This window comes from Bradyrhizobium sp. Kon37, assembly GCF_055807535.1.
The window spans coordinates 1-291 of the sequence record NZ_JBVVOY010000234.1 but is presented as its reverse complement, the minus strand read 5'-3'; the positions used below and the strand labels follow the sequence as shown (position 1 = coordinate 291).

The following is a 291-nucleotide window of genomic DNA, read 5'->3' as shown; positions in this document are numbered from 1 at the left end:
ATCATGTTTCGACGATCTCTCAGCCGATGATGGAGCGCCTGATCCTCAAAGGCGTGGACTTCGACAAAGCAGTTGAGGTCAGAAATTGGATTGATACCCGGGCGATCTGCCCCGCTTCGCGGATGACGAAATATCGCGAGCAGCTCAAGCTTGGCGAGACCGACATCGTTGCGCTCTACTCCGGAACGATGTCGAAAAAGCAAGGGCTTGATTTCGTGATCGAGGCCGCGATCGGGTTGGAGCAAAGCCATCCACATATTCGGTTTATTCTTGCCGGCGACGGACCCGATA

At 54.3% G+C, this 291-nt stretch carries 1 protein-coding gene; it reads left to right on the top strand.

What is annotated here, in order from left to right; translation table 11 throughout:
• Positions 1 to 26: 26 nt before the first annotated feature.
• Positions 27 to 291 (top strand): glycosyltransferase (locus tag AC0L3J_RS37955; RefSeq protein WP_473350531.1); only part of this gene is annotated, 265 nt, incomplete at its 3' end.